The sequence below is a fragment of the Pseudomonas sp. GW823-FHT02C05 genome, from assembly GCF_058797595.1.
This window is the reverse complement of sequence record NZ_JBXAJU010000007.1, coordinates 262,698-287,243: the sequence shown is the minus strand read 5'-3', so window position 1 is coordinate 287,243 and position 24,546 is coordinate 262,698. Positions and strand designations below refer to the sequence as shown.

Here is a 24,546-nt window from a genome sequence, read left to right as displayed (position 1 = left end):
AGGACGCCCCATGCGCCTGTTCCGCTCCCTGACCCTGCTCGTGGCCCTGGTCGCGCCAACGGCCTTTGCCGATGACCTGTACCAGGTGGAAATGATCCTCGTACGGCAGAACGCCGAGCCGCTGATCGTCAGCCGTGCAGCCCCCGAAGACTGGGCCGCCGGCGCTCAACGGCTGAGCCCGGACAGCCTGCGTACCCCAGCCCTGGGCAGCATCGTGGAAAAGCTCGGCGCCAGCGGCAGCTACAGCGTGCTGTTGCACAAGGCCTGGCAACAGACCCTGGGGGAAACCCCGGTAAAGGTTGCCCTCAGCGATGGCCCGGAACAGTTCGGCCAGTTCCCCATCGAAGGCACCCTGAGCCTTAAGCTAGGGCGCTTCACCGATGTGGACGCGGACTTCTGGGTCAACCAGATCGACAGCAACGGCCTGGTCACCAGCAGCGAGCGCCTGAAACAGCAGAGCCATACCAAGAATGGCCAGCTCAACTACCTGGACAACGGCCACCTGGCGCTGCTGATCAAGATCACCTCGCTGACCGCACCGGCACCGCGCCCCGCTCCAACTGAAATTCCGGACTGATCGAAGTCCCTATGACCCCGCCCCTGACCAAACCCCTGGCCCCCTCCTGGGTCAACCGCTTCAAGGAACAAGCCTTGGAGCGTGGCCGGCGCTACGCCCTGGAAAAACGCGTGCGCATCGCCACGGCCGGAGACAGCGCTATCACCGCCAGTTGCGAAGGCTCCGGTGGCACTATGTACCGGCAGACCATCACCCTGCGCGAATCGAGCAAGGGCAACCTGCTGCTGATCGACGCCCACTGCACCTGCCCAGTACGCAGCAACTGCAAGCACATCGCTGCGGTGCTGCTACAAGTGGAGGAAACCCTGGCCTACCCGGCGGCAGCCCAGGACGCAGAACTGCTGGAAAAGCTCTCCGCAGTCCTCGACAGCCGTCGCCCCGCTGCCCCGCCCCAGGTACTGCTGGAGGATGTGCACCCGGTGCCGCGGCTGTGGCTGGCAAGCATCGAGTTCAGCGCCTTCGAACCGCGCAACGGCAAGATGCAGCGCTACATCCAGCACCGCGCCGCACTGTCGTTCAACTACAGGGGCGAATACGCCAGCGGGCAGAAGAACACCGATGTGATCATCCGCCAGGAACACCAGAGCCTGCGCATCAAGCGCCAGCCCGAGCTGGAACAGGGCTGGCGCGAGCAATTGCGAGGCCTGGGCTTCAAGATCGCCACCCGGCAGAGCAAGGCACTGCCGGAAAGCGCCGGCGAGCTGTTCGAGATGGTCAACGACAGCGCCTGGCTGACCTTCACCCTCAACGAACTGCCCAAGCTGCGCAGCCAGGGCTGGGAGCTGCAGATCGACGAGGGCTTCGGCTTCGACCTGACGGCGGTGGACGACTGGTACGCCAGTGTCGACGAGGCCCCGGGCCGCGACTGGTTCGACCTGGAACTGGGGATCATCGTCAACGGCGAGCGCTTGAGCCTGCTGCCGATTTTGCTCAACCTGATGCGCTCGCACACCGAGATCCTCAATCCGGAGCGCCTGGCCAAGCGCCGCGACGACGAGCTGATCCTGGTGAACATTCCCAATCGGCCCAACTCCCTGCATGGCCCGCTGCAAGTGGCACTGCCCTATGGCCGCCTGAAGCCGGTACTGGCAACCCTGGGCGAGTTCTATCTGCAAGAACCCGGCGATACCACCCTGCGCTTGAGCAGCGCCGACGCCACCCGCCTCAACCCGTTGCAGGACCTGCCACTGCTATGGGAAGGCGGCGAACACATTCGCACCTTCGCCCAGCGCCTGCGGGACATCCGCGACTACTCGGCACCGGCGCCCCAGGGCCTGAATGCCACCCTGCGCCCCTATCAGCTCGAAGGCCTGAGCTGGATGCAGTCACTGCGCCAGCTGGAAGTGGGCGGCATCCTGGCCGACGACATGGGCCTGGGCAAGACCCTGCAAACCCTGGCGCACATACTCAGCGAGAAGAACGCCGGGCGCCTGGACCGCCCCTGCATGGTGGTAATGCCCACCAGCCTGATTCCCAACTGGCTGGACGAGGCCGCGCACTTCACCCCGCAGCTCAAGGTACTGGCGCTGTATGGCGCCGGGCGCAAGAAACACTTCGCCCAGCTGGGCGACCATGACTTGCTGCTGACCACCTATGCGCTGCTGCCCAAGGACATCGAACTGCTGGCGGCCCAGCCCCTGCATGTGCTGATCCTCGATGAGGCGCAGTACATCAAGAATCCGTCGAGCAAGGCCGCCCAGGCCGCTCGGGAACTCAATGCCCGGCAGCGCCTGTGCCTGTCCGGCACGCCGTTGGAAAACCATCTGGGGGAGCTCTGGTCGCTGTTCCACTTCCTCTTGCCGGGCTGGCTCGGCGATGCCAAGAGCTTCAACCGTGACTACCGGGTACCGATTGAAAAGCACGCCAGCGAGGTGCGCCTGCAGCACCTCAACGGCCGGATCAAGCCCTTCCTGCTGCGCCGTACCAAGGAGCAAGTGGCCACCGAACTGCCGCCCAAGACCGAGATCATCCACTGGGTCGAGCTCAACGAGGCGCAGCGTGATGTCTACGAAACCATGCGCCTGGCCATGGACAAGAAAGTGCGCGACGAAATCACCCGCAAAGGTGTGGCGCGCAGCCAGATCATCATTCTTGAAGCCCTGCTCAAACTGCGCCAGGTGTGTTGCGACCTGCGCCTGGTCAACGACTCGCCACCCACACGGGGCAGCTCCTCAGGCAAGCTCGACAGCCTGATGGAAATGCTTGAAGAACTGTTCGAAGAGGGCCGGCGGATTCTGCTGTTCTCGCAGTTCACTTCGATGCTGAGCCTGATCGAGGCCGAGCTGAAACGGCGCAACATCGCCTACGCCTTGCTCACCGGCCAGACCCGGGACCGGCGCACTCCGGTACGGGACTTCCAGAGCGGCAAGCTGCAGATTTTCCTGATCAGCCTCAAGGCCGGCGGTGTCGGCCTCAACCTGACCGAAGCCGATACGGTGATTCACTACGACCCGTGGTGGAACCCGGCCACCGAGAGCCAGGCTACCGACCGCGCCTATCGCATCGGCCAGGAAAAGCCCGTGTTCGTCTACAAGCTGATTGCCCGAGGTACGGTGGAAGAAAAGATCCAGCACCTGCAGCAGGAAAAATCGGACCTGGCGGCAGGCGTGCTTGATGGGCGCAAGGCCGGTGACTGGAAGCTGCAGAGCGACGACATCGAAGCCTTGTTCGCCCCACTGCCGGACAACAAGGGCGGCCGCTGAGACCGGCCACGTGCGGGGGCATCCAGAATTGCCCGGAGCCCCCTTGCGAAGTCGTCAGTCGATCAACTGGGCATCCTTGAGGGCACCCAGCGCCGCCAACCAACGCGGATCCTGCTTGTACTCGATATTGGCGAAGGCCTGGCCACGCATCCGCGCGATGCGTGGCGAAGGCTGCACCTTGAGGCGCTGCACGGCACTCAGGGCCAGCTCGGCGGCAGCACGGTCATTGCATACCAGCCCCATGTCGCAACCGGCGGTCAGCGCCGCTTCGATCCGGCTTGCCGCGTCCCCGACGACATGGGCGCCGGCCATGGACAGGTCATCGCTGAAGATCACCCCGTCAAATTGCAGCTCGCCACGCAGGATGTCCTGCAACCAGTAGCGCGAGAAGCCGGCCGGTTGAGGGTCGACTTGCGGATAGATGACGTGCGCAGGCATCACTGCCGCCAACCGCTTGCTCAGACGAGCAAAGGGCAGTAGGTCCTTGGCACGGATTTCATCCAGACTGCGCTCGTCATTGGGGATCGCCACATGAGAGTCGGCCTCGGCCCAGCCGTGCCCGGGAAAGTGCTTGCCGGTAGCGGCCATGCCGGCGCTGTTCATACCGCGGATAAACGCACCGGCGAGCAACGCCGCCTGCTCGGGGTCGCCCTCGAAAGCCCGGCTGCCCACCACCGCGCTGCGCTGGTGATCGAGGTCCAGTACCGGGGCGAAGCTCAGGTCCAGCCCCACCGCCAGGACCTCGGTGGCCATGACCCAGCCACACTGCTCGGCCAGGTACTCGGCATTCGGATTGTCGGCCAGGGCACGCATGGCCGGCAGGCGCACAAAGCCCTGGCGCAGACGCTGCACCCGGCCGCCCTCCTGGTCCACGGCCAACAACAGGTCCGGGCGAATCGCGCGAATCGCCGCGCACAGCTCCCGTACCTGGCGCGGATGTTCGATATTGCGGGCAAAGATGATCAACCCACCGACCTGCGGCTGGCGCAGGAGTTGGCGATCTTCGGCCGTCAGCCAGGTACCGGCGACGTCCACCATCAAAGAGCCTTGCAGGCCAGCAGTCATAGAAATTCCTTAAGCACTACGATGGCTTCCAGGCAACGCTGATCGAGCCGCATCCGCATGGATGCAGCCGGGCCGAGCAGCATCGGCGCAGGGAAGGCACGGGATATAGAACGAGAATCGGCATGGGCGGCTAGCTTAGCGGATGTAAGCTGTCGCGCCCACCCGTGGGTCAGGCCTTGGCGGCTGCCGGGGCCGATTTGCTGCGCGGCTTGAGCTGGGCGCTGGCCATGGCTTCGTCGGTGACGCCGGTTTCGGCACGCATGCCGGCGGCGAGGAACGGCACCATCAGGCGCATCACCTGCTCGATGGAGGTATTGACCCCGAAATCGGTTTCGGCGATAGCCCGCAGCGCCTTGATCCCGGACATGCTGAACGCGGCAGCGCCGAGCATGAAGTGCACGCGCCAGAACAGCTCGATGGGCGGAATACGCGGCGCCGCTTCGTTGACCAGCAGCATGTAGCGGCGGAACACCTTGCCGTACATGTCCTCCAGATAACGCCGCAAGTGCCCCTGGCTCTGGCTGAACGCCAGCCCCAGCAGACGCATGAAGATCGACAGGTCGTTACCGCTGCGCGGCTGCACTACCAGGGCCTGCTCGACGAGGATTTCCAGCAGCTCTTCCAGGCTCGGCTTGTTCTCCGGCCTGGACTGACGGCGCTCAAGCTCACGATCGAGACTGATGCAGAACGGGCCGAGGAAACGCGAGAATACCGCCTGGATCAAGGCCTTCTTGGACCCGAAATGATAGTTGACCGCTGCCAGGTTGACCCCGGCCTTGCTGGTGATCAGCCGCAATGAGGTTTCGGCAAAACCTTTTTCCGCGAACAACTGCTCGGCAGCATCGAGAATGCGTTCAACGGTTTCCGACTGGGCCATGGCTACTCCGCCTGACAAACACTTGTTTGAAACATACGTTTCAGGCTTTGCAATGTCAAGCCTGCCGGCCTCTGCGCAAGCCGTCCGGCGCGCTATTTAATCACACCTGCCGGCCACTGTAGCCAGCCTTCGGCGCAGGATTGCGGCCCCCGGATGACAACCGCTCGGCCGCCACAGGCAAAAGGAGGATTGCCAAGCGACGTTCACTGTATATAATCCCAGTCACTGTATAAAAAGACAGAGCGATCGACATGCTAAAACTGACGCCACGCCAAGCTGAGATTCTGGCTTTTATCAAACGCTGCCTCGAAGACAACGGCTACCCGCCCACCCGTGCGGAAATTGCCCAGGAACTGGGATTCAAATCGCCCAACGCCGCTGAGGAACACCTCAAGGCCCTGGCCCGCAAAGGCGCCATCGAGATGACCCCGGGTGCCTCCCGCGGAATCCGCATTCCCGGCTTCGAAGCCAAGGCCGACGATACCCTGCCGATCATTGGCCGTGTCGCCGCCGGTGCACCGATCCTGGCCCAGCAGCACATCGAAGAGTCCTGCAATATCAACCCGACCTTCTTCCACCCTCGCGCCGACTACCTGCTTCGCGTCCATGGCATGAGCATGAAGGACATCGGCATCTTCGACGGCGACCTGTTGGCGGTACACACCACTCGCGAGGCCCGCAATGGCCAGGTCGTGGTGGCGCGCATCGGTGATGAGGTCACGGTCAAGCGCTTCAAGCGCGAAGGCAGCAAGGTCTGGCTGATTGCCGAGAACCCTGAATTCGCCCCCATCGAAGTCAACCTGAAAGATCAGGATCTGGTGATCGAAGGCTTGAGTGTCGGCGTCATTCGCCGCTAAAGGAGGCTCCATGCAGTTCCCCCACACACCACAGCAAGCACAACTGCCACTGTTCGAGGCGTTCCTGGCCCAGCCATTGGCGCCCGCCCTCAAGGAAGTGGTCGAATCGCCCTGGAACAAAGATCCAGAAGCCTTCAGCGAGCTGTCGTTACGCGGCGCCGCCGGGAACTGCCTGAACCTATTGGCACCGATCCTTCGGGAGCTCAGCCAGGACCAGGACGCGCGCTGGCTGACACTGATCGCCCCGCCCTCCAGCCTGACCCAAAGCTGGCTACGGGACGCCGGCCTGAATCGCGAGGGGATCCTGCTGCTGCACCCCCGGGGTAATCAGAGCCCGCAACAGCTCGCCTGCGAGGCCCTGCGCCTGGGTCGCAGTCATACCGTAGTCAGCTGGTTGAACCCGTTGAGCGCCAGCGCCCGGCAACAGCTGATCAGCGCCGCACGTACTGGCGATGCGCAGAGCCTGAATATTCGCCTGGGATGAAACACCGGGAAAGCGTGGGATTTACGCTTGAATGACACAAGGCTTCTCCAGGATTGAGAAGCCGGAACAAATGCGACGGATGACCGGAGAAACCCGATAGACGGGCTTAGTGCAGAACCCGCGGGCCATCTTCCTTGTCAATTTCACCTTCAACCAGTCGACCGGCCATCTGTACGCCGACGCTCAACATGGCCTTGGCCACTTCCACGTGCTGACCTTGCAGAAAGGCTTTGGCATCCTCGGAGAAATCCAAAGTAACCAGAGAACCCTCGTCCTCAGCTCTGCGCAGCTCGATACGGCCGTCTGGCAACTCGACAATTTCTAGAAAGGACGTTGGCATAAAGGTCTGGTCTCCACGAAAGGGCGGGATTATATCAGTCATCACCCCCGCCCCGCTCAGGATCTTGCAAGGGGGTCGTTACCCCTCACCAGGAATTACTTCCCGATCCTTGCAATCAACACCTAGCCACACCGCCCCCAAGCCCGCGCCAGCCCCCTTCAGAAATTCGGCTTGTATTCAAAACCTGCCGAGGCCTGGCTGTCGGAAAACGGCGTGATCAGCGACTTCTTCAGGGCTAACCGATTGACCAGGGAGCCGGGAAACATCTGAATGGAGTTGTTGAAGTGCTCCACATTCAGGTTGAACAGGGTAATCGCCCCACCGATATTGCCTTCCTGCTCGGCAACCTCGCGCATCAGGTTACTCAACAACTCGACGGACTTGAGGTCGGGGTAGGCCTCAAACGCAAGATTCAAGCCGCCCAGCAAAGCCTTGGTGCCCTGGTCTACCGACTTGAGCGCATCACCGTCGGCTGCGGATGGCAAGCTACCAATGGCACTACGCAGCCCAACGATCTTTTCCAGCAACTGGCTTTCGTAGGCCTGGAAGCCAGCCACTTGCGGCTCCAGCATGTCCAGCACCTTGATCCTCTGGCGCTGGTAGGTCAGCACATCCGACCAGGCCCGCTGGGCACGGTTATGCGCACCGACAATCTTGTTGTAGTGCACATAGGCAAGAACGCCCAAGGCAATCGCGATGACCAGCAACAACTCCATACTCTACTGCTCCATTTCATCAGTGACCTTCAGCGGAAGATCGAAATTGTTGTCGTGCAGCTCCGCCAACTCATGCACCAGGGCCAGCACCGGAAACAGGTTAGGCAACGGCAGGCCCTGCTCGATATTGGCGTAGAAGCTCGGCAGATCGTCAAACGTGCCCGGATCCTTGTAGGCCATGACCTCGGCATCATCGAAGCTCAGACATAAATGGCCCTCGCTGGAGAATTCCAGATTCACCTTTTTCAGCCGCCGACGAAGTTCCAGCAAGAAAGCCAGGGTGGTGGGCGTTGCGAACTTCGCGCAAGCCAGCTCACTATCACCGGAGAAACTGAAGCTTCTGTTGAAGTCATCGGAAGTGGTCTCAAAGACTTTGCGCTTCTTGCTCTTGGTATTTGGCAGATCACTGCGCACCATCACCCCTCTGACCCAAGGAAAGTCCACCACCAGGCTGAAGCGATCGAAACTCTCATAGACCCGCTCGCTCTCGCCATCGGATTTGCGTTTGTAGTGGGAGTTCACGTAACGCAGATGGTGGAAGACAAAGGACAACTGATGCCGCGGGCCCTGGTAGGTCCCCCTGGCTGAAGCCTCGATACGGCGGCTGTCATTACCGCGATCATAGTCGTCGAACTCACTGCTCAGTTGCGTGAAACGCTCATCGGCGGTTCCGCCCGGGTCCCAAAGGCCGTTACTGAGGAATGAACACTTACGGGCTATTTTCTGCGGCAACTCGTCTAACACGGCTTTACGACCCATCCAGGTATACAAGGTGGCAAAACCCAGGCAGGCCGTCGCAAACCACATCAGCTCCACACCCGCCATGGCCGGGATCGCCGACACAATAGCCAGCATCAACAGCAGCCAGGACTGGGCATGATCGAACTCCAACCCTCCCCTGAAGGACTGGAGCCTGGCGATGACCCTCAATAGATCCTCGTTGCTCCTGGCTCGAGCCACCTCTGCATTGCTAGTGGCCAACAACTTCACCAACTCGGCATCGTGCTTGAGAAACTGCATTACATTTCCTTGATCAAGTTGCCAGCCTCAGGAACATCTGGAACAGCAGCAAGAGCATGGCTGTCATGCAACTGCGCCAACCGATGCACCAGCTCCAGCAGTGAATACAGCTTCGGCAACTCGATACCCGCCTTGATCCGCTCGCGAAAGACCGCCAGGTCACTCAGCGAGCCCGGATCGGCATGGGCAATGATGTCCGCATTATCAAAGCTCAGACAGAGCCGCCCTTGACTGGAAAATTCCAGATTGACCCGGTAAAGATGGCGTGAAAGCTCCATCAGGAGGTCCAGGATTGCTGGCCTGGCGAAGTGTTCGCAACAGGCCTGATCATTACCGCGCAGTACAAAGACCTGGTCGAAATCGTCGCGACCGGTCTTGAACGGCTGCCCCGCCAATGACACTTCCAGGGGACTGGAGCGAACCGTAATCTCTGTCACCCACGGGAAATCCAGCACCAGGCTGTAGCGGTTGTACGTGTCGTAGACAGTGCGATAGCTGCCGCCGGCACCACGCTCTTGCCTGGAATTGACGTACTGCAGATGGTGATACTCGAACGCCAAGGACTGGCGAGCCCCCTGGTAGACACCCAGGAGCGAGTCCTGGATATGACGTCGCTCATTACCCCGCTGGTAATCGCTGAACTCGTTGTTCAGCCTTTTCAGGCGCCAGTCGGCACTGCTGTCGGACTCGCTCAAGCCATGATGAAACATTACGCACTTGCGCACGATGCTTGCCGCCAGATCAGTCAAGGAGCCAGAGGCCCCTTTGCTGACGTAATAGCTAAAGAAACACAGAGCCAGAAACACCCAGAACATCCCGCCCATGCCGTCCATCAGCAGCGCGACAGCCAGGGAGGCAAACGCCAGGACCAGAAGCGTTATTGCCTGCACATGGTCGAATTCCAGACCGCCGGGGAATATCTCCAGCCTGTCGAGCACTTCCAACAAGTCAGTATTGGACTGGGCACGAACCACTCGCACCCGGCAATCGTTCAGCAGGCGAAGCAGCGCCTGGTCACGCAAGAAGAACAGCATGAATCTTCCTTGATCAAATAGTCACGCCACCCATCAAGCAGCGCTCAGGATCAACACTCGTTAAGGCCATCCCTGAAACGAATGGCCAGGGCCTTGAGGTTCTGCCGCCAGCTTTCCAGCTCTTCCCGACTCAGTGCCTGCTCGGGCTCCTCTTCATCCAGATTGACCGCAACAATCAGTGGCTGGGTTACGTCGCCCTTGGGCTTGTGCGGCGCCTGTGGCGGACGAAACAGCTCGCTGTAAGCAGACAGCAGTTGCGCCAGCCAGGTTTGCGGGCTGTGTGCCAATTCCACCAGCTCTGCCAGCTCGGGAATGGCAATGCTCTGCAGCACTTCGCGATTGAGGATCTGCTCGACCCGGGCCGCATTGGCCTGCGGCAGCCGATAGAACCCGGCAATTTCATGGCACAGCCCCAGCAAGGCCCCGTACAGGTGGAACAGCACCGACTCGCGCCCCGCCTGGACCTGCGCCTGGGCATTCATGGCCCGCCCTTCCTCAGCGCGTGCCAGGGCTTCGAGCGACAGACCGGCAAAGTAGATTTTCTGATTGGTACGGGTATAGAGCTCGTGGGCCATATGGGCAGCCTCCACTGCGAAAAGAGAACCAGATGCAGACGGCACAGTTTCAGGGATCACTCCAGCTTGCCGCAAGCAAAAGAAAGGCCGCATGCCCCCTTGAAGGAGTCATGCGGCCCTGTTGGTCGCTACACCGAGAAGCTAGCCCTCGGCAGGCCAAGCACTTAGCGCTTGTCTTCGACCTTCCATTTACCGCCGTCGTAGAAGGCACGCCAGCCGGTCGGCTTGCCGTCGACTTCGGTCTGCACGTACTGCTCCTTGGTCTTGCGGCTGTAGCGCACCACCGCAGGGCGGCCGTCCGGGTCCTTCTGCGGAGCTTCGCAGAGGAAGTGGTACTTGGGATCGATCTCATCCTTGTGCGGGATCAGTTCCAGCACCAACGGCGCACGGGTCTCGCGGTTTTTCGGGAACTGACTGGCCGCCAGGAACAGGCCCGAAGCGCCATCGCGCAGGATGTAGGTGTCGTTGACCTTCTCGCACTTGAGCTCGGGCATCTTCACCGGGTCCATCTTCGGCGGCGCCGCGTCACCGCTTTTCAGCAGCTTGCGAGTGTTCTTGCAGGTCGGGTTGGTGCAACCGAAGAACTTGCCGAAACGGCCGGTCTTGAGCTGCATCTCGCTGCCGCACTTATCACACTCCAGGCTCGGGCCTTCATACCCCTTGATCCGGTAGCTGCCCTCTTCGATCTCGTAGCCGGCGCAATCCGGGTTGTTACCGCAGATGTGCAGCTTGCGCTTTTCGTCCAGCAGGTAGGCATCCATCGCCGTACTGCAGATCGGGCAACGATGCTTGCCGCGCAGCACCAGGGATTCGGACTCGCCTTCGTCATCCGCGGCGATCTCGTCGCCCGGCACCAGGTTGACGGTGGCCTTGCAACGCTCCTTGGGTGGCAGGCTGTAGCCCGAGCAGCCGAGGAACACGCCAGTGGAGGCGGTACGGATCTGCATCGGCCGGCCGCAGGTCTGGCATGGGATATCGGTCATTACCGGCTGGTTGGCGCGCATGCCGCTTTCGGCGCCCTCGGCCACTTCGAGCTTCTTCTTGAAGTCGCCGTAGAATTCGTCGAGGACGTTCTTCCAGTCGCGCTCGCCCTGGGCCACGTCATCGAGGTTCTCTTCCATGCCGGCGGTGAAGCCGTAGTCCATAAGGTTGGAGAAGCTCTCGGAAAGGCGCTCAGTGACGATGTCGCCCATCTTTTCCGAATAGAAACGACGGTTGTGCAGGGTCACATAGCCGCGATCCTGGATGGTCGAAATGATTGCCGCATAGGTCGAAGGACGACCAATGCCGCGCTTTTCCATTTCCTTCACCAGGCTGGCTTCGGAGTAACGCGCCGGGGGCTTGGTGAAGTGCTGGCTCGGATCGAGCTTGATCAGCTTCAGCACTTCGCCCTGGGCCATTTCCGGCAGCACATCGTCATCGCCCGGCTTGGCCATCTGCGGCATGACCCGGGTGTAACCGTCGAACTTGAGGATGCGGCCCTTGGCACGCAGCTCGAAGTCGCCAGCGGCGACGCTGACGGTGGTGGACAGGTATTGCGCCGGCAGCATCTGGCAGGCGACGAACTGGCGCCAGATCAGCTCGTAGAGGCGCTCAGCGTCACGTTCCATGCCCGACAGCTTGCTTGGGTGGGTGTTCACATCGGACGGACGAATCGCCTCGTGCGCCTCCTGGGCCCCTTCCTTGCTGCTGTAGACATTGGGCGAAGCCGGCAGGTACTTGTTGCCGAACTCGTCTTCGATATAGGTACGCGCCATCGCCACGGCATCGGCCGAGAGGTTGGTGGAGTCGGTACGCATATAGGTGATGTAGCCGGCTTCATACAGACGCTGGGCCATCATCATGGTCTTCTTCACCCCGAAGCCCAGGCGATTGCTCGCAGCCTGCTGCAGGGTGGAGGTGATGAACGGCGCCGATGGCTTGCTGCTGGTGGGCTTGTCTTCACGCTTGGCGACGCTGTAGGCCGAGGCCTTGAGCTTCTCCAGGGCGGCCATGGCCTGTGCTTCGTTGAGCGGTTTGAAGGCTTCGCCGTTTTCACGGGCCACTTCAAAACGCACATTCGAGCCCTTGGCAGTGCCCAGGTCAGCGTGTACTTCCCAGTATTCTTCCGGGATGAAGGCACGAATCTCACGCTCGCGCTCCACCACCAGCTTCACGGCTACCGACTGCACGCGACCGGCAGACAGGCCCCGGGCAATCTTCGCCCACAGCAGCGGCGAAACCATGTAGCCCACCACGCGGTCGAGGAAGCGTCGCGCCTGCTGGGCATTGACTCGATCAATGTCCAGCTCGCCCGGCTGGGAGAAGGCTTCCTGGATCGCCTTCTTGGTGATTTCGTTGAACACCACGCGCTTGTAGCGGCTGTCATCACCGCCGATGGCTTCCCGCAGGTGCCAGGCAATGGCTTCCCCTTCGCGGTCCAAGTCCGTTGCGAGATAGATGGTGTCGGCATCCTTGGCAAGGCGGCGCAACTCTTCGATGACCTTTTCCTTGCCAGGGAGGATTTCGTACTTGGCTTTCCAGCCGTGCTCGGGATCGACGCCCATGCGCGACACCAGCTGCTTGCGAGCCTTTTCCTTCGGCGACAGAGCCGGGGCTTCGCCCGCAGCGGCCTTGCCACGCTTGGCGGCTGGCTCCTTGGCGGCACTTGCCGAACCGCTGGTGGGCAGGTCTCGGATATGGCCGATACTCGACTTCACCACGTATTGGTTACCCAAGTACTTGTTGATGGTCTTGGCCTTAGCCGGGGATTCCACAATGACCAGCGATTTGCCCATGGATCAGAAAATTCCTGAATTCGAGAAGTGAAAGGCGGTTGGCGCCTGACGCGGCACCGCTATATATAGTGGCAACAGGGTGAGGTCAAGCGCAGGGTACTGCGCGACCTGTACTCATGCCGGTGAAAAAAGACTGGGTTCGGCCTGCACCAAAGCAAAGCGCGGGACCTGCTCGCCGTCAACTTCGACCGACTCCAGGAACATGCTCAAGGGCCGCACCCAAAAGCCGTAATCCCCATACAGGGCTTGGTAGAACACCACTTCTTCTTCCGTTTCCGAGTGCCGCGCCACGCTGAAAACGCGGTACTGCGGCCCCTTGTAATGCTGATAGAGCCCGGGTTGTAACTGCATGCTCTGGCCCTCGTGCAATTTTTTCAAAATAAAGACAAACAAATCTTCAGAAAAACAAAAACCGGGGCACTGGGCCCCGGCTTCCATCAACCCAACGCTTAAACGCGTTCGAAGACGGTCGAGATACCCTGGCCAAGGCCGATGCACATGGTGGACACCCCGAAGGTGCCGCCATTCTGCTTCATGACGTTGAGCAGGGTCCCGGAGATACGTGCGCCGGAGCAACCGAACGGGTGACCCAGGGCGATCGCGCCGCCGTGCAGGTTAACCTTCTCGTTCATCTTGTCGAGCACTTTCAGATCTTTCAGCACTGGCAGGGCCTGTGCAGCGAAAGCTTCGTTGAGCTCGAAGAAGTCGATATCGTTGATGCCCAGGCCCGCGCGCTTCAGGGCTTTCTGCGTGGCCGGTACTGGACCATAGCCCATGATGGCCGGATCCACACCTGCAACGGCCATCGAACGAATCACCGCCATCGGCTGGATACCCAGGTCCTGGGCACGCTGGGCCGACATCACGATCATGCACGAGGCACCGTCGGTGATCTGCGACGAAGTACCGGCAGTCACGGTACCACCTTTAGGGTTGAACGCCGGCTTCAGGGCCGCCAGGCTCTCCAGGGTGGTCTCGGGACGGATGGTTTCGTCGTAGTCGAACAGTTTCAGGAAACCGTTCTCGTCGTAACCCTGCATCGGGATGATTTCATCCTTGAACTTGCCTTCCACAGTCGCCTTGTGGGCGAGCTGGTGGGAGCGCACGCCAAAGGCGTCCTGCTGCTCACGGGTGATGCCGTGCATCTTGCCCAGCATCTCGGCGGTCAGGCCCATCATGCCGGAGGCTTTGGCTGCGTACAGGGACATGTGCGGGTTCGGATCGACACCGTGCATCATGCTCACGTGGCCCATGTGCTCGACGCCGCCGACCACGAACACGTCACCGTTGCCGGTCATGATCGCTTGCGCGGCAGTGTGCAAAGCACTCATGGACGAGCCACACAGGCGGCTGACGGTCTGGCCGGCCGAGGTGTGCGGGATCTGGGTCATCAGCGACGCCATGCGTGCGATGTTCCAGCCCTGCTCCAGGGTCTGGTTGACGCAGCCCCAGATCACGTCCTCGACTTCCGCCGGGTCGACCTTGGCGTTGCGTTCCAGCAGTTTGCTGATCAGGTGCGCCGACATGTCTTCGGCGCGGGTGTTGCGGTGCATGCCGCCCTTGGAGCGGCCCATCGGAGTACGACCGAAGTCGACAATCACGACGTCTCTAGGATTCAAGCTCATATGTTCACTCTCGCTCTAGTGTGGGCGCTTAACCGAAGAAGCTCTGGCCGTTCTTGGCCATTTCACGCAGCTTCGCGGTCGGGTGGTACAGCGCGCCCAGATCGGCGTACTGGTCGGCCAGGGCAACGAACTCGGCAACACCGATGGAATCGATGTAGCGCAGCGCACCGCCACGGAATGGAGGGAAACCAATGCCGTAGACCAGGCCCATGTCAGCTTCGGCAGCGGTTTCAACGATGCCGTCTTCCAGGCAACGAACGGTTTCCAGGCACAACGGGATCATCATCCAGTTGATGATGTCTTCGTCGGTGACTTCACGCTGCTCGTAGACAATCGGCTTGAGCACTTCCAGCACCGACGGATCGGCCACCTTCTTCTGCTTGCCCTTCTTGTCGGTTTCGTAGGCGTAGAAGCCCTTGCCGTTCTTCTGGCCCAGGCGCTTGGCTTCGTAGAGCACGTCCACGGCCGAGCGGCGATCGTCCTTCATGCGATCCGGGAAGCCTTCGGCCATGACGTCACGACCGTGGTGGCCGGTGTCGATGCCGACCACGTCCATCAGGTACGCCGGGCCCATTGGCCAGCCGAATTTCTCCATGATCTTGTCGATGCGCACGAAGTCCACACCGGCGCTGACCAGCTTGGCGAAACCGCCGAAGTACGGGAACAGCACGCGGTTGACCAAAAAGCCCGGGCAGTCGTTGACCACGATCGGGTTCTTGCCCATTTTCTTGGCGTAGGCAACGGTGGTCGCTACCGCCAGCTCGCTGGACTTCTCGCCACGGATCACTTCCACCAGCGGCATCATGTGCACCGGGTTGAAGAAGTGCATGCCGACGAAGTTTTCCGGACGCTTGAGGGCCTTGGCCAGCAGGCTGATGGAAATGGTCGAGGTGTTGGACGCCAGGATGGTGTCCTCCTTGACCTGGCCTTCCACTTCAGCCAGCACGATCTGCTTGACCTTTGGGTTCTCGACCACGGCTTCAACCACCAGATCGACGTTGCCGAAGTCACCGTAGGACAGGGTCGGACGAATGCCGTTGAGCACTTCAGCCATCTTCGCGGCGGTCATGCGGCCTTTGTCAACGCGGCCCACCAGCAGTTTCGCGGCTTCCGCCAGACCCTGCTCGATGCCGTGTTCGTTGATGTCCTTCATCAGGATCGGCGTGCCTTTGGAGGCCGACTGGTAGGCGATGCCGCCACCCATGATACCGGCGCCGAGTACGGCGGCCAGCTTCACGTCCTTGGCGATTTCGTCGTAGGCCTTGGCCTTTTTCTTCAGTTCCTGATCGTTCAGGAACAGGCCGATCAGGCTTTGCGCAGCAGAGGTCTTGGCCAGTTTGACGAAGCCGGCGGCCTCTACTTCCAAGGCTTTGTCGCGGCCAAAGTTGGCGGCTTTCTGAATGGTCTTGATCGCTTCGACCGGTGCCGGGTAGTTCGGGCCAGCCTGGCCGGCCACGAAACCTTTGGCGGTTTCGAAAGCCATCATCTGCTCAATGGCGTTGAGCTTGAGCTTTTCCAGCTTAGGCTGGCGCTTGGCCTTGTAGTCGAACTCGCCGGAAATGGCGCGCTTGACCAGGGCCAGAGCGGCGTCCTTGAGTTTGTCGGGAGCAACCACGGCGTCGACGGCACCAACTTTCAGCGCGTCTTCAGCACGGTTTTCCTTGCCGGCGGCAATCCACTCGATGGCGTTGTCGGCACCGATCAGACGCGGCAGGCGCACGGTACCGCCGAAGCCCGGGTAGATGCCCAGCTTGACTTCCGGCAGGCCGATCTTGGCACTGGCAGCCATGACGCGGTAGTCCGCCGCCAGGCACATTTCCAGGCCGCCGCCCAGGGCGATGCCGTTGATCGCGGCAACGGTTGGCACGTTGAGGTCTTCGAAATCGCTGAAGATCTTGTTGGCTTCGAGGTTGCCTGCCACCAGCTCGGCATCCGGCAGCTTGAAGTTGTCGACAAACTCGGTGATGTCGGCGCCGACGATGAACACGTCCTTGCCGCTGCTGACGATCACGCCCTTGATCGAAGCATCTGCCTTGATGGTGTCAACAGCCTGACGCAATTCGTTCAGGGTTAGACGGTTGAACTTGTTGACGGACTCACCCTTGAGGTCGAAATTCAATTCGACGATGCCACTTTCAAGAGCCTTAACCGTGATGGCTTTACCTTCGTAAATCATCAACTGATCTCCACGATATGGAAGCTGAACAGTACACGTCGGACGCTGACTTCTGGCATGGCACTAACGTCACCGTCGATGCTAACGCCAATCCGCCAGGCACACCCGCCAACGCGATAGTCGGGATTCTGTATAGAGCCGCCTGCGATGCAAACGCTCATTTCATACGCCCGTTTGATTTGGGTACGCCACATTCAGGGAAAATCCAGCAATTGTCAATCGTCCAAAATGCTGTTTGAAACGCGACTTTGCGGTCACTCCACTGCTCCCTGGACGATCAACACGCCCCTGCATTCATAACCATTCATAGGATCTATATTTAGAAAATGCGCCCTAAATCTCCCACTGAATGGGAGAAAGAGCGACTACGCTGGGAAAATATCTGAAGAAGCCGCACAGTTTGTGCGACAGGGGCACCGCCCCATTCTGCAAGAGGCCACCCCGGGTGGCAGCCACGAGATTACCGGCCTGCCTGGCCATCCCCGCCCGATGCTGATATCGGGCTTTTTATTGCCGGCTGCCCGCGATTGCCGCGCGCACCCTCCCCTGGATGACTCAGGCCAACGCCTTGAGCACCGAGGCAATATCCTGCAAAACACTGACCTCGCCACGCTCGTTCCAGTACAGGGCGATCATCTGCTTGTCCGCCTCGACCTTGAACACCCCTGCCGGCAAGGCCTGGAAGTGCTTGAGCAGTGGCTCATCGACACAGGGCTCGCGCCACTGGTTGACCCAGTTGCCCGGCGCGATCTGCCAATAACTCCAACACACAGGCTGCCCGCTGCGCCGTGGCCGGTGATACTGCGGGCAAGGGTTGGGCGGCTCCTGGCCCAGCCAGTGCGGCCACTCCTGAGGGGCCAGTTGCATGGCCAGGCCCATGCGTCGCGCCTCCATGCGCAAGGCGATCAACCCGCTCTGGCGACGAGAAGGTCGCAACCACGCCAGCGGACTGAGAACTACCGCAAGGATTGACACCACTATCCAGACCGTCATATCTGTACTCTCGATTTTTGATGAGCGGGACCTGGGTCAAACCAACCCGCTTGAAACCAGCCATACTTGAAGCTATTGCAACCCTCAGGAGGAGCACCTCATGCCCTACCACCATATTCTGGTCGCCGTAGATCTAACCGAAGAGTGCGATCCTGTTATCCACCGTGCTCGCGAGCTGTCGGTGAGCAATGGAGCCAAGCTGTCCCTGGTGCACATTGTCGAACCCATGGCCATGGCCTTCGGGGGCGACGTCCCCATGGATCTTTCGCAATTGCAGCAGCAACAGTTCGACCAGGCCCGGGAGCGTCTCGATCGGCTGATCAACAAGTACCCGGAGCTGACCAAGGAATACAGTCACCTGACCTACGGCCAGCCGCGCCAGGAAATCCATCACCTGGCCAAGGAACAGGAATGCGACCTGATCGTGGTCGGCAGCCACGGCCGACATGGCCTGGCCCTGCTACTGGGCTCCACCGCCAATGACGTCCTGCACGGCGCGCCTTGCGACGTGCTGGCCGTGCACCTGGTCAAACGCTGAACCCGCCCCGAGGGTTGCCGGCTCCCAAAAGCTGGCAAGCGCACTGAAAAAAAGCCCGACTCTGCAGTCGGGCTTTTTTATCAGCAACCGGTCACTCAGGCATCCAGTTCGGCCCAGCGCTCGACCATCTGCTCCAGTTCGGCATTCAACTGCTCAAGGCGGGCAATTACCGCTGCAGTTTCCGCCGCCGGGCGCTGATAGAAACCAGCGTCGGCCATTTCCGCCTCGACCCCGGCGATCTGCTGCTCCATGGCATCGATCTGCCCCGGCAAAGCCTCAAGCTCGCGCTGCAATTTGTAGCTGAGCTTCTTTTTCGCCGCCGGCGCTTCCTGGACAGGAGCCGGAGCCGCCTGTACCGATGCCACCACTGCAGAATTCAGCTCGGCCTTGCCGGACTTGTTCTCGGTCACCCCCAGCAACCGCGGCGAACCGCCCTGGCGCAACCAGTCCTGGTAGCCGCCGACGTACTCGCGCACCTTGCCTTCGCCTTCGAAGACCAGGGTGCTGGTCACAACGTTGTCGAGGAATGCCCGGTCGTGGCTGACCATCAGCACAGTGCCCTGGAAGGTCAGCAGCACCTCTTCCAGCAGTTCGAGGGTTTCTACATCCAGGTCGTTGGTCGGTTCATCGAGCACCAGCAGGTTGGCCGGTTTACTGAACAGCTTGGCCAGCAGCAACCGCGCACGTTCGCCGCCAGACAACGCCTTGACCGGCGTGCGAGCACGCTGCGGGCTGAACAGGAAGTCGCCGAGGTAGCTCAGCACGTGGCGGCTCTGGCCATCGATCTCGATGAAGTCGCGACCTTCGGCGACGTTGTCGATCACGGTCTTTTCCAGATCCAGCTGATGGCGCAACTGGTCGAAGTAGGCCACGTCGATACGCGTCCCCTCTTCCACCTTACCGCTGCTGGGCACCAGGCCACCGAGCATCAGCTTGAGCAGCGTGGTCTTGCCGGTACCGTTGGCGCCCAAGAGGCCGATGCGATCGCCGCGCTGCAGGACCATGGAGAAGTCCTTGACCAGGAACGGACCGTCCGGGTGAGCGAAGCTGACGTTCTCCAGCACCATCACCTGCTTGCCGGACTTGTCTGCGGTTTCCAGCTGGATATTGGCCTTGCCGGTACGCTCGCGACGTTCGCTGCGCTCGACACGCAGCGCCTTGAGGGCGCGCACGCGGCCTTCGTTGCGGGTGCGCCGGGCCTTGATGCCCTGGCGAATCCAGACTTCCTCCTGGGCCAGGCGCTTGTCGAACAGCGCGTTGGCGGTTTCTTCCGCCGCCAGCATGGCTTCCTTGTGCACCAGGAAGCTGGCGTAGTCGCCGTTCCAGTCGATCAGTCCGCCGCGGTCCAGCTCGAGGATTCGGGTGGCCAGGTTCTGCAGGAAGGAACGGTCGTGGGTAATAAAGAGGACCGCCCCCTGGAAATCCTTCAGCGCCTCTTCCAGCCAGGCGATGGCACCAATGTCCAGGTGGTTGGTGGGCTCGTCGAGCAGCAGCAGGTCCGGCTCGGACACCAGGGCCTGGGCCAGCAGCACGCGACGACGCCAGCCGCCGGACAACTCGGCGAGGGTCTTGTCGGCCGGCAGTTGCAGGCGGCTCAGGGTGCTGTCCACCAATTGTTGCAGGCGCCAGCCGTCACGGGCTTCGAGGTCGTGCTGGACGTGCATCAGTTTTTCCAGATCGGCGTCGGTGACGATGTTCTGGCTCAGGTGGTGGTACTGAGCCAGCAACTCGCCGACACCGTCCAGGCCCTGGGCGACCACGTCGAACACGGTCCGCTCGTCGGCCACCGGCAATTCCTGAGGCAATTCGCCGATCTTCAGACCGGGTGCGCGCCATACGGAGCCGTCGTCGGGCTTCTGATCGCCCTTGACCAGCTTCATCATGCTGGATTTGCCAGTACCGTTACGGCCGATGATGCACACCCGCTCACCACGGGCGATCTGCCAGGACACCTTGTCCAACAACGGCATGGCGCCGAAAGCAAGGGACACATCGCTGAATTTGAGCAGGGTCATGTTCTTCTCCAAAAACCGGGCGCGCATTCTACCTGAGTTGAGCCCGCAGAAGGCCGGGTATTTCGCCCACGAGGGCGCTCGCGGCACATTTGTTGCCAACTGATGCCAGCAGGCCGGCAAAGCTTTCACCGGTTGCTGGCAAAAGGCTAAGCTAGTGAGCAATCAGTGTTGGCCCTGTCGGCACTTGTCATGATTTCTCTGCCCGGATGTCTCATGCGCAGTCGCCTTTTCAGTGTTTTATCTTGCCTGCTTCTTTCCACCACAGCCGTCCACTGCGCCCAGGCGGCAGACCTGACTCTACAGCGCCAGTATTACGATGAAGCCAAGCGCGCCCTGGCCAAAGGCGATTCCGGCCCCTATTTCCGTTATGCCGATGCGCTACGCGACTATCCGCTGGAGCCCTACCTGGCCTACGACGAGCTCACCGCCCGGCTGAAATCCGCCAGCAACCCCGAGATCGAGAAGTTCCTCGCCGAACATGGCGACCTGCCCCAGGCCAACTGGATGAAACTGCGCTGGTTGCGCTGGCTGGCCGAACGCGGCGACTGGGCGACCTTCACCAAGTACTACGATCCGAAACTCAACTTCACCGAACTGGACTGCCTCAATGGCCAGTACCAGCTGGGGCACAACCTCAAGGCCGAAGGCTACGCCGCCACCGAGAAGCTCTGGCTGACCGGCAAATCCCAACCTGCTGCCTGCGACGCGTTGTTCGCCCAGTGGGCCGCCGAAGGCCAGTTGACCGAACAGAAGCGCTGGCAGCGAGCCAAACTGGCCGCCGAGGCCCGCAACTACCCCCTGGCCAACAGCCTGGTAAAGAGCATGACCACCCTGGCGCCCCAGGGCCGCCTGCTGGTGGACGTGGCGCAAAAACCCGAACTGCTGAGCCAGCCCTCGCGCTTCCAGCCTGCCGATGAAGCCATGTCCGACGTGGTTGGCCTCGGCCTGCGCCGCCTGGCGCGCCAGGATCCGGACAAGGCCATGGCCCTGCTGGATGGCTATGCCAGCAGCATGCACTTTTCCCGTGACGAAAAAGTGGCCATCGCCCGCGAGATCGGCCTGACCCTGGCACGGCGCTTCGACAGCCGCGCCCTGGACGTGATGACCAAGTACGATCCCGAGCTGCGGGACAACACCGTCTCCGAATGGCGCCTGCGCCTGCTGCTGCGCCTGGCGCGCTGGGAAGACGCCTACCAGCTGACCCGCAAGCTGCCCCAGGACCTGGCCACCACCAACCGCTGGCGCTACTGGCAGGCCCGTAGCCTGGAACTGGCCGAACCGAAGAACCCTCAGGCCCAGGTATTGTTCAAGGGCCTGGCCCGGGAGCGGGATTTCTACGGTTTCCTTGCCGCCGATCACGCCAAGGCGCCCTACCAGCTCAACAACCAGCCGCTGATGCTCAGCCAGGCCGTGATCAACAAGGTACGCAACACCCCGGGTGTACGCCGCGCCCTGGAGCTGCATGCCCGCGGGCAGATCGTCGACGGCCGCCGCGAGTGGTACCACGTCAGCCGGCATTTCAACCGCGACGAAATGGTTGCCCAGGCCAAGCTGGCCTACGACCTGAAATGGTACTTCCCGGCCATTCGCACCATCAGCCAGGCCCAGTACTGGGATGACCTGGACATCCGCTTCCCCATGGCCCACCGCGACACCCTGGTGCGCGAAGCCAAGGTTCGCGGCCTGCATTCCAGCTGGGTGTTCGCCATTACCCGCCAGGAAAGCGCCTTCATGGACGACGCCCGTTCCGGCGTCGGCGCCAGCGGCCTGATGCAACTGATGCCCGGCACCGCCAAGGAAACCGCGCGCAAGTTCAGCATTCCCCTGGCCTCGCCCCAGCAAGTGCTGGACCCGGACAAGAACATCCAGTTGGGTGCCGCCTACCTGAGCCAGGTCCACAGCCAGTTCAACGGCAACCGGGTACTGGCTTCCGCCGCCTACAACGCCGGCCCCGGGCGGGTGCGCCAGTGGCTCAAGGGGGCCGACCACCTGAGTTTCGATGTCTGGGTGGAAAGCATTCCTTTCGACGAAACCCGCCAGTACGTGCAGAACGTACTGTCCTACTCGGTGATCTACGGCCAGAAGCTCAATTCGCCGCAACCCCTGGTGGACTGGCACGAACGCTACTTCGACGATCAGTAAGCACCGCCCCACAACAAAAAATGCCCGCAGCAATGCGGGCATTTTTGTATCTCCCCTAACACCCCCCAATACCTGTAGCCGCTGCCGAGCCTGCGACCGGGCGCGAAGTGGCCGTAAAGCGCTCGCTACGTTGGCGAGGACTACGTGCTCGTGCGCAGCCTCGCAGGCGCGGCAGCGACTACAGAGCTCAGGGGTGCGTGGGCTCAGCCATCGCTGAATTGCAGGGCCGCCAGGCGCGCATACAAGGGGTTGCTGGCAATCAGTTGCTGATGGGTACCCACCGCGACCAGCCTGCCCTGGTCCATGACCGCGATCCGGTCGGCATTCTTCACCGTGGCCAGGCGATGGGCGATCACCAGGGTGGTGCGGTTCTTCATCAGGCTGGGCAAGGCCTGCTGGATCAGGTGCTCGCTTTGCGCGTCCAGGGCGCTGGTGGCTTCGTCCAGTAGCAGGATCGGCGCGTCCACCAGCAAGGCCCTAGCTATCGCCAGGCGCTGGCGCTGGCCGCCCGAAAGGCCAAGCCCGGCATCCCCCAGGTGGGTCTGATAACCCTCGGGCATCTGTTCGATGAACTCATGGGCATAGGCGATCTTCGCCGCTTCCTGGACCTGGGCCAGGGTCGCCTCGGGATTGCCGTAGCGAATGTTCTCCTCGATGCTGCCGTAGAACAGCGCCGGGCTTTGCGAAACCAGGGCGAAGCAGCGACGCAGGTCCAGCGGGTCGAGCTGGGTCAGGGCCACGCCATCCAGCAGGATCCTTCCCTGCTGCGGGTCGTAGAAGCGCAGCAACAGATCATAAAGGGTGGATTTACCAGCCCCGGAAGGCCCCACCAAGGCCAGAGTCTCTCCGGCCCGGATGCTCAGGCTCAAACCATCGATCGCGAAGCGGTCGGGCCGCGACGGATAGGAAAACCGCAGCCCGTCCAGCTCCAGATCACCCCGCACCCGCGCCGGCAGGCTTACCAGCCCGTCGGCGGGCGGCTGGATGATATTGTCCGCCCGCAGCAATTCGGCAATCCGCTCCGCCGCGCCGGCCGCGCGCTGCAACTCGCCGATCACTTCGCTCAGGGTGCCGAAGGCACTGCCGACAATCAGGCTGTAGAAGACGAATGCCGCCAGCTCGCCGCCGGAGATGCGCCCGGCAATCACGTCCATGCCACCGACCCAGAGCATCACCCCCACCGCCCCCAGCACCAGGACGATCACCAGGGTGATCAGCCAGGCACGCTGGACAATCCGCTTGCGCGCCGTGTCGAACGCCTGCTCCACGGTCACGGCAAACCGCCGTTCATCCTGAGGTTGGTGGTTGTAGGCCTGGACCGTCTTGATCTGGCCGAGGGTTTCCGAGACATAGCTGCCGACATCGGCAATCCGGTCCTGGCTCAGGCGCGACAGGCTGCGCACCCGCCGACCGAAGATCAGGATTGGCGCCAGCACCAGCGGCAAGGCGATGACCACAATGCTGGTGAGCTTGGGGTTGGTGACAAACAGCAGCACGATCCCCCCCAGCACCATCAGCGCATTGCGCAAAAACAGCGACAGCGAAGACCCGATCACCGATTGCAGCAAGGTGGTATCCGCGGTCAAGCGCGACTGGATTTCCGAGCTGCGGTTGTTTTCGTAGAACCCGGGATGCAGGTAGATCAGGTGATTGAACACCTGGCGCCGGATATCCGCCACGCAACGCTCGCCAATCCACGACACCAGGTAAAAGCGCACGAAGGTACCCACCGCCAGCGCCAGTACCAGCAGCAGGAACAAGCCGATGGACTGGTTCAACAGATGGGGCGATTGAGTCATGAAGCCCTGGTCCACCAACAGGCGAATGCCCTGCCCCATGGACAGGGTAATGCCGGCGGTAACTATCAGTGCCAGCAAGGCGCCCAGCGCCTGCCAACGGTAGGGAGCGACAAAGCGGCTGGCCAGATGCAGCGCCCGGCGGTGACGAGAAGAAAGCATGCTGTTCATCCATTGACGCACCGGCGAGCCGTTCGTTGCAGCAACGGCAACGAGATGAATTCGCAGGAACTTTGG

At 61.4% G+C, this 24,546-nt stretch carries 20 protein-coding genes; 6 read left to right on the top strand and 14 right to left on the bottom strand.

The annotated features are described in order from the left end of the window. The first annotated feature begins 10 nt into the window (after positions 1–10). Both AC1RGE_RS31460 and AC1RGE_RS31455 read left to right on the top strand, forming a co-directional pair. Entirely contained in the window at positions 11–577 is a 567-nt protein-coding gene (locus AC1RGE_RS31460) for a CsiV family protein (RefSeq protein ID WP_011060273.1), read from the top strand. Between the two features lie 11 nt (positions 578–588). After that, positions 589–3,279, top strand: coding sequence for a DEAD/DEAH box helicase (locus AC1RGE_RS31455; protein ID WP_011060272.1), 2,691 nt, complete (start codon positions 589–591; stop codon positions 3,277–3,279). Positions 3,280–3,333: 54 nt separating this feature from the next. On the opposite strand, the gene nagZ is transcribed toward AC1RGE_RS31455, so the two are convergent. Then, the gene (gene nagZ / locus AC1RGE_RS31450; protein ID WP_171053488.1) at positions 3,334–4,332 is read right to left on the bottom strand and encodes a beta-N-acetylhexosaminidase; all 999 of its coding nucleotides are present in this window, start codon (positions 4,330–4,332) and stop codon (positions 3,334–3,336) included. Between the two features lie 181 nt (positions 4,333–4,513). Then, complete coding sequence (locus AC1RGE_RS31445) at positions 4,514–5,221, bottom strand: TetR/AcrR family transcriptional regulator (RefSeq protein ID WP_011060270.1); 708 nt, start codon at positions 5,219–5,221, stop codon at positions 4,514–4,516. A 251-nt stretch (positions 5,222–5,472) separates the two neighbouring features. Between AC1RGE_RS31445 and lexA the strand changes: the two genes are divergently transcribed. Together lexA and sulA are read left to right on the top strand one after the other, a co-directional pair. After that, the gene (lexA, locus tag AC1RGE_RS31440; protein ID WP_011060269.1) at positions 5,473–6,078 is read left to right on the top strand and encodes a transcriptional repressor LexA; all 606 of its coding nucleotides are present in this window, start codon (positions 5,473–5,475) and stop codon (positions 6,076–6,078) included. A 10-nt stretch (positions 6,079–6,088) separates the two neighbouring features. Then, positions 6,089–6,562, top strand: coding sequence for an SOS-induced cell division inhibitor SulA (gene sulA / locus AC1RGE_RS31435; RefSeq protein ID WP_011060268.1), 474 nt, complete (start codon positions 6,089–6,091; stop codon positions 6,560–6,562). 106 nt (positions 6,563–6,668) lie between these two features. On the opposite strand, the gene AC1RGE_RS31430 is transcribed toward sulA, so the two are convergent. The 10 genes from AC1RGE_RS31430 to AC1RGE_RS31385 all read right to left on the bottom strand — a co-directional run bounded on the left by AC1RGE_RS31430 (position 6,669) and on the right by AC1RGE_RS31385 (position 17,818). After that, entirely contained in the window at positions 6,669–6,902 is a 234-nt protein-coding gene (locus AC1RGE_RS31430; RefSeq protein ID WP_011060267.1) for a hypothetical protein, read from the bottom strand. A 158-nt stretch (positions 6,903–7,060) separates the two neighbouring features. Then, entirely contained in the window at positions 7,061–7,618 is a 558-nt protein-coding gene (locus AC1RGE_RS31425) for a LemA family protein (RefSeq protein ID WP_015634814.1), read from the bottom strand. Positions 7,619–7,621: 3 nt separating this feature from the next. Continuing rightward, positions 7,622–8,638, bottom strand: a complete 1,017-nt coding sequence (locus AC1RGE_RS31420) for a hypothetical protein (RefSeq protein WP_041774121.1) — start codon at positions 8,636–8,638, stop codon at positions 7,622–7,624. Next, the gene (locus AC1RGE_RS31415; RefSeq protein ID WP_011060264.1) at positions 8,638–9,672 is read right to left on the bottom strand and encodes a hypothetical protein; all 1,035 of its coding nucleotides are present in this window, start codon (positions 9,670–9,672) and stop codon (positions 8,638–8,640) included. The genes AC1RGE_RS31420 and AC1RGE_RS31415 overlap by 1 nt, the downstream gene beginning before the upstream one ends. Positions 9,673–9,722: 50 nt before the next feature. Further along, complete coding sequence (locus AC1RGE_RS31410; RefSeq protein ID WP_011060263.1) at positions 9,723–10,247, bottom strand: DUF6586 family protein; 525 nt, start codon at positions 10,245–10,247, stop codon at positions 9,723–9,725. A 164-nt stretch (positions 10,248–10,411) separates the two neighbouring features. After that, positions 10,412–13,024, bottom strand: a complete 2,613-nt coding sequence (topA, locus tag AC1RGE_RS31405; protein WP_011060262.1) for a type I DNA topoisomerase — start codon at positions 13,022–13,024, stop codon at positions 10,412–10,414. A gap of 114 nt (positions 13,025–13,138) precedes the next feature. Continuing rightward, complete coding sequence (locus AC1RGE_RS31400) at positions 13,139–13,375, bottom strand: DUF1653 domain-containing protein (protein WP_019093731.1); 237 nt, start codon at positions 13,373–13,375, stop codon at positions 13,139–13,141. A 98-nt stretch (positions 13,376–13,473) separates the two neighbouring features. After that, positions 13,474–14,649 (bottom strand): acetyl-CoA C-acyltransferase FadA, encoded by a 1,176-nt coding sequence (gene fadA, locus AC1RGE_RS31395; RefSeq protein WP_011060261.1) that lies wholly within the window; start codon positions 14,647–14,649, stop codon positions 13,474–13,476. 28 nt (positions 14,650–14,677) lie between these two features. After that, complete coding sequence (gene fadB / locus AC1RGE_RS31390; RefSeq protein WP_492585683.1) at positions 14,678–16,825, bottom strand: fatty acid oxidation complex subunit alpha FadB; 2,148 nt, start codon at positions 16,823–16,825, stop codon at positions 14,678–14,680. A gap of 555 nt (positions 16,826–17,380) precedes the next feature. Then, a complete protein-coding gene (locus AC1RGE_RS31385) occupies positions 17,381–17,818 on the bottom strand; it encodes a hypothetical protein (RefSeq protein WP_015634809.1) in 438 nt (145 codons plus the stop codon). A 100-nt stretch (positions 17,819–17,918) separates the two neighbouring features. Between AC1RGE_RS31385 and AC1RGE_RS31380 the strand changes: the two genes are divergently transcribed. Then, positions 17,919–18,356 carry a universal stress protein gene (locus tag AC1RGE_RS31380; RefSeq protein WP_011060258.1) on the top strand — a complete coding sequence of 146 codons (438 nt, stop codon included), beginning with the start codon at positions 17,919–17,921 and terminating at the stop codon, positions 18,354–18,356. Positions 18,357–18,451: 95 nt separating this feature from the next. On the opposite strand, the gene AC1RGE_RS31375 is transcribed toward AC1RGE_RS31380, so the two are convergent. Next, on the bottom strand, positions 18,452–20,371 hold the full coding sequence (locus AC1RGE_RS31375) for an ATP-binding cassette domain-containing protein (protein ID WP_492585681.1): 1,920 nt from the start codon (positions 20,369–20,371) through the stop codon (positions 18,452–18,454). A 213-nt stretch (positions 20,372–20,584) separates the two neighbouring features. Between AC1RGE_RS31375 and AC1RGE_RS31370 the strand changes: the two genes are divergently transcribed. After that, complete coding sequence (locus AC1RGE_RS31370) at positions 20,585–22,513, top strand: transglycosylase SLT domain-containing protein (protein ID WP_011060256.1); 1,929 nt, start codon at positions 20,585–20,587, stop codon at positions 22,511–22,513. A 203-nt stretch (positions 22,514–22,716) separates the two neighbouring features. Here AC1RGE_RS31370 and AC1RGE_RS31365 read toward each other — a convergent pair whose 3' ends face one another. Next, positions 22,717–24,480: an ABC transporter transmembrane domain-containing protein gene (locus AC1RGE_RS31365; RefSeq protein ID WP_162470467.1), complete on the bottom strand. Its 1,764-nt coding sequence runs from the start codon at positions 24,478–24,480 to the stop codon at positions 22,717–22,719. Positions 24,481–24,546 lie beyond the last annotated feature (66 nt).

Bases quoted from the DNA above. Each gene is read 5' to 3' on its own strand.
- AC1RGE_RS31460 (WP_011060273.1), top strand. From the start codon at position 11: ATGCGCCTGTTCCGCTCCCTGACCCTGCTCGTGGCCCTGGTCGCGCCA.
- AC1RGE_RS31455 (WP_011060272.1), top strand. From the start codon at position 589: ATGACCCCGCCCCTGACCAAACCCCTGGCCCCCTCCTGGGTCAACCGC.
- AC1RGE_RS31445 (WP_011060270.1), bottom strand. From the start codon at position 5,221: ATGGCCCAGTCGGAAACCGTTGAACGCATTCTCGATGCTGCCGAGCAG.
- lexA (WP_011060269.1), top strand. From the start codon at position 5,473: ATGCTAAAACTGACGCCACGCCAAGCTGAGATTCTGGCTTTTATCAAA.
- sulA (WP_011060268.1), top strand. From the start codon at position 6,089: ATGCAGTTCCCCCACACACCACAGCAAGCACAACTGCCACTGTTCGAG.
- AC1RGE_RS31430 (WP_011060267.1), bottom strand. From the start codon at position 6,902: ATGCCAACGTCCTTTCTAGAAATTGTCGAGTTGCCAGACGGCCGTATC.
- AC1RGE_RS31425 (WP_015634814.1), bottom strand. From the start codon at position 7,618: ATGGAGTTGTTGCTGGTCATCGCGATTGCCTTGGGCGTTCTTGCCTAT.
- AC1RGE_RS31420 (WP_041774121.1), bottom strand. From the start codon at position 8,638: ATGCAGTTTCTCAAGCACGATGCCGAGTTGGTGAAGTTGTTGGCCACT.
- AC1RGE_RS31415 (WP_011060264.1), bottom strand. From the start codon at position 9,672: ATGCTGTTCTTCTTGCGTGACCAGGCGCTGCTTCGCCTGCTGAACGAT.
- AC1RGE_RS31410 (WP_011060263.1), bottom strand. From the start codon at position 10,247: ATGGCCCACGAGCTCTATACCCGTACCAATCAGAAAATCTACTTTGCC.
- topA (WP_011060262.1), bottom strand. From the start codon at position 13,024: ATGGGCAAATCGCTGGTCATTGTGGAATCCCCGGCTAAGGCCAAGACC.
- AC1RGE_RS31400 (WP_019093731.1), bottom strand. From the start codon at position 13,375: ATGCAGTTACAACCCGGGCTCTATCAGCATTACAAGGGGCCGCAGTAC.
- fadA (WP_011060261.1), bottom strand. From the start codon at position 14,649: ATGAGCTTGAATCCTAGAGACGTCGTGATTGTCGACTTCGGTCGTACT.
- fadB (WP_492585683.1), bottom strand. From the start codon at position 16,825: ATGATTTACGAAGGTAAAGCCATCACGGTTAAGGCTCTTGAAAGTGGC.
- AC1RGE_RS31385 (WP_015634809.1), bottom strand. From the start codon at position 17,818: ATGACGGTCTGGATAGTGGTGTCAATCCTTGCGGTAGTTCTCAGTCCG.
- AC1RGE_RS31380 (WP_011060258.1), top strand. From the start codon at position 17,919: ATGCCCTACCACCATATTCTGGTCGCCGTAGATCTAACCGAAGAGTGC.
- AC1RGE_RS31375 (WP_492585681.1), bottom strand. From the start codon at position 20,371: ATGACCCTGCTCAAATTCAGCGATGTGTCCCTTGCTTTCGGCGCCATG.
- AC1RGE_RS31370 (WP_011060256.1), top strand. From the start codon at position 20,585: ATGCGCAGTCGCCTTTTCAGTGTTTTATCTTGCCTGCTTCTTTCCACC.
- AC1RGE_RS31365 (WP_162470467.1), bottom strand. From the start codon at position 24,480: ATGAACAGCATGCTTTCTTCTCGTCACCGCCGGGCGCTGCATCTGGCC.